Origin of the sequence: Devosia sp. (assembly GCF_017307565.1) — a bacterium.
Classification (GTDB): domain Bacteria; phylum Pseudomonadota; class Alphaproteobacteria; order Rhizobiales; family Devosiaceae; genus Devosia.
This window is the reverse complement of sequence record NZ_JAFKHD010000101.1, coordinates 1-3,812: the sequence shown is the minus strand read 5'-3', so window position 1 is coordinate 3,812 and position 3,812 is coordinate 1. Positions and strand designations below refer to the sequence as shown.

The following is a 3,812-nucleotide window of genomic DNA, read 5'->3' as shown; positions in this document are numbered from 1 at the left end:
GGTAGGGGTGTCGCTCGGCATCTACACGGCGCTACGTCAGCGTGCCTTCTCGACCGGCGTCATCATGACCCTATCGCTGATCGGCGTTTCGTTGCCGACTTTCCTCATCGGTATCGGCCTGATCTATGTCTTCGCCGTGGAGCTCAAGTGGCTGCCGTCCTTCGGGCGTGGTGAAGTGGTCAATATTGGCTGGTGGCGCACCGGGCTGCTCACTGAGTCGGGCCTGCGCTCGCTCATCCTGCCGGCAATCACCTTGTCCCTCTTCCAGCTGACCCTGATCATGCGCCTCGTGCGTGCGGAAATGCTGGAAGTGCTGCGTACGGACTATATCCGCTTCGCCAGGGCCCGTGGGCTCAGCCAGCGTGCCATCAATTTCGGCCACGCCCTGCGCAACACCATGGTTCCGGTGATCACTATTACCGGCCTGCAGTTGGGCTCGGTCATCGCTTTTGCGATTATCACCGAAACGGTCTTCCAGTGGCCCGGTGTCGGATCGCTGTTCGTCAATTCGGTCGCAGTCGTCGACGTGCCGGTCATGGCCGCCTATCTCGTCTTCGTGGCGCTGGTCTTTGTGGTCATCAACCTCATCGTCGACATCCTCTATTTCATCGTCGATCCGCGTCTGCGCGACGGCGCCAAGTCTGGGAGGTAGCATCTTGACCGATCTGCCCCAAACCTCGACGCAGCCCGAGCCGGCTGCCAAGTCGCCGTCACGCTGGAAGGCGTTCTGGCGCTCCGACATCGTCTGGTCCTATCGACGCTCCCCGGTGACTATCGTCGCTTCCATCGTTGCCTTGTTGCTGGTGCTCATGGCGGTGTTTGCGCCGTGGCTGGCGCCTTACAACCCTTTCAACCCGGCGACCCTCAACCTGATGGATGGCTTCACGCCGCCCAATTCGGCGTCCTATTCGGGCAATTACTTCCTGATGGGCACGGACAATCAGGGCCGGGACGTGTTCTCGACCATCATGTACGGTATGCGCGTTTCGCTCTTCGTCGGCGTGCTCGCAACGCTTCTCGCCATGATCATGGGCGTTGGCCTTGGCCTCGTCGCCGGCTATGTCGGCGGCGTCATCGATGCCGTGAGCCTGCGTGTTGCCGACGTGCAGCTCTCCTTTCCAGCAGTCCTCATCGCGCTCCTTGTCTTCGGCGTGGCGCGCGGTGTCATTCCGCCCAACCAGCAGGAAGGCGCGGCAATCTGGGTGCTGATCCTCGCCATTGGTCTGGCCAACTGGGCGCAGTTCGCGCGTACGGTGCGAGGTGCCACCATGGTCGAGCGGCAGAAGGACTACGTGGCGGCGGCGCGCATTCTGGGCGTCAATCCGTTCTTCATCCTGCTCCGCCACGTTCTGCCCAATGTGGTTGGGCCTGTGCTGGTCATCGGCACTATTGGCCTGGCACTCGCCATCATCGAGGAGGCAACCCTGTCCTATCTCGGCGTAGGCGTGCCGCCGACCCAGCCTTCGCTTGGAACGCTGATCCGCATCGGCCAGCAGTTCCTGTTCTCCGGAGAGTGGTGGATCCTGCTCTTCCCCGCCATCACGCTGGTGCTGCTTGCGCTTTCGGTCAACCTTCTGGGTGACTGGCTGCGCGACGCCCTCAACCCGAAGTTGCGCTGATGACCGTTCCCGTTCTTTCCATCAAGGATCTCGTCGTCGACTTCCCGTTCCATGACGAGGTTTTCCGCGCCGTCAACGGCGTCTCATTCGACATCATGCCCGGCGAAGTCGTGGGCGTGGTGGGCGAGTCCGGCGCCGGCAAGTCCATGACCGGTTCGGCCGTCATTGGCCTCATCGAGCGGCCGGGGCGCATCTCGAGCGGTGAAATTCGCCTCAAGGGCGAGCGCATCGACAATCTCGGCGAAGCCGAAAAGGCTCGCCTCCGTGGCAAGCGCATCGGTATGGTTTTCCAGGACCCGCTGACCAGCCTCAACCCGCTCTACACGGTCGGCCGGCAGTTGGTTGAAACCATCCGCGCTCATCTGCCGCTCAGCGAAAGCGAAGCGCGGCAGAAGGCTATCGACCTCCTCACAGAAGCCGGTATTCCCAAGGCCGCCGAGCGCATCGACAGCTTCCCACATCAGTTCTCGGGCGGCATGCGGCAGCGCGTGGTGATTGCCCTCGCTATCGCCGCAGGGCCAGAGCTGATCATCGCCGACGAGCCGACCTCGGCCCTCGACGTCTCAGTGCAGGCTCAGATCATCAAGGTGCTGAAAAAGCTCTGCTCCAACCATGGCGCGGCCGTGATGCTCATTACCCACGACATGGGCGTCATCGCGCAGACGGCCGATCGTCTGGTCGTCATGCATCATGGCAAGGTGGTCGAAACCGGCACGGTGGGCGACATCATCCGTCGCCCGCGCGAGCCCTATACGGTTAAGCTCATCGACTCGATCCCCACCATCGAGCGTCGTGAAGGCCACATCGCGACTGCGGCACCCGCCAATGATGACGGCGCCTATGTGCAGGTGAAAAACCTTGTCCGCGATTTCGAACTCGGCCGCGGCAGTTTTACCAAGCTGCTGCCCGGCAAGGTCGAAATGTTCCGGGCGGTCAGCGACGTCAGCTTCTCGATCCCCAAGGGCCAGACCTTCGGCCTTGTAGGCGAGAGCGGTTCGGGCAAATCGACCTGCGCCAAGATGATCGTCGGGCTCGTACGTCCGTCCTCTGGCCAGATCACCGTCGATGGGCACGATATCTGGGCCGGCGGGGCAGGGCACCAGGAACGCCGCAAGCGCGTGCAGATGATTTTCCAGGACCCCTATGCCAGCCTCAATCCACGCTGGCGCGTCCGCGATATCATCGCCGAACCCATGCGCACGCTCGGCATTGCCCGCAATCGTACTGAGGTCGAGCACCGCGTTGCCGAATTGCTCAACAAGGTTCGGCTCGATCCCTCGGTCATGCGGAAATTCCCGCATGAATTCTCGGGTGGTCAGCGCCAGCGCATCGCCATCGCCCGGGCTCTCTCAAGCCAGCCCGAGTTCATCGTCTGCGACGAGCCCACTTCGGCGCTCGACGTGTCGGTGCAGGCGCAGGTGCTGGACCTGATGAGTGAGTTGCAGTCCGAATTCGGGCTCACCTATCTGCTCATCAGCCACAATCTGGCTGTCGTGCGGCAGATGTCGACCGCTGTCGGCGTTCTGCACAATGGTGTGCTGGTGGAGCGTGGGCCAACCGACGCGATCTTTGACAGCCCGCAGGCCGATTACACGAGGATGCTTCTGGACGCTGTTCCGGACATCTCCAAAGTCGCCTGAGAGGGGCGATGCGAAAGATGAAGTCCCTCGAAGCCCAGCGTCGCAGGCACATCATCGATTGTACGATAGCGGTGCTGGTGCGCGATGGCGTTGCCGGCACCTCGCTCTCGCGAGTGGCCTCCGAGGCGAAGGTCGCCAAGGGCATCATCTGTTACTATTTCGGCAGCAAGGACGGCCTCTTCGATGCCGCCCTTGCCAGCGTGCGCGAGCAGATGGTGGGCGCGGTCGTCGATGGCGCGGAGGCGCTTGATGACGAGTGGCAGCGCGTGTCGGCTTTCGTCGTGGGGCATCTGTCCTATGTGAGAAAAAACCGCGCCGAGGTGCTGGCTCTTCGTCATCTGGCGTCAACCCGGGCAGGGGGATCGGAAGTGTCCGATCACCTCGCTGAACGCTTCGATGAACCGCCTCAACCGCCACGCAGCGACTCCTCGCTTGATTCATGAGGCCGCTGCTTCTTCTCCCGATTATTCGCGTTACCCGCAGCCATGATTTTAACCATTGCCCATAAGGAACTGAAAATCCTGCTCGGTTCGCCGTTCGCCTGGATGGTGCT

The 3,812-nt window shown here is 62.1% G+C and carries 4 protein-coding genes; all 4 read left to right on the top strand.

Features of this window, described 5'->3' with window-relative positions; translation table 11 throughout:
* Nucleotides 1–652 (top strand): ABC transporter permease (locus J0I64_RS03105; protein ID WP_291406161.1); only part of this gene is annotated, 652 nt, incomplete at its 5' end.
* A gap of 4 nt (nt 653–656) precedes the next feature.
* Nucleotides 657–1,619, top strand: coding sequence for an ABC transporter permease (locus J0I64_RS03100; RefSeq protein WP_291406160.1), 963 nt, complete (start codon nt 657–659; stop codon nt 1,617–1,619).
* Nucleotides 1,619–3,259: an ABC transporter ATP-binding protein gene (locus J0I64_RS03095; RefSeq protein WP_291406159.1), complete on the top strand. Its 1,641-nt coding sequence runs from the start codon at nt 1,619–1,621 to the stop codon at nt 3,257–3,259. Before J0I64_RS03100 ends, J0I64_RS03095 begins: the two co-directional genes overlap by 1 nt.
* A gap of 17 nt (nt 3,260–3,276) precedes the next feature.
* Nucleotides 3,277–3,702: a TetR/AcrR family transcriptional regulator gene (locus tag J0I64_RS03090; protein ID WP_291406158.1), complete on the top strand. Its 426-nt coding sequence runs from the start codon at nt 3,277–3,279 to the stop codon at nt 3,700–3,702.
* Nucleotides 3,703–3,812 lie beyond the last annotated feature (110 nt).

Bases quoted from the DNA above. Each gene is read 5' to 3' on its own strand.
- J0I64_RS03095 (WP_291406159.1), top strand. From the start codon at position 1,619: ATGACCGTTCCCGTTCTTTCCATCAAGGATCTCGTCGTCGACTTCCCG.
- J0I64_RS03090 (WP_291406158.1), top strand. From the start codon at position 3,277: ATGAAGTCCCTCGAAGCCCAGCGTCGCAGGCACATCATCGATTGTACG.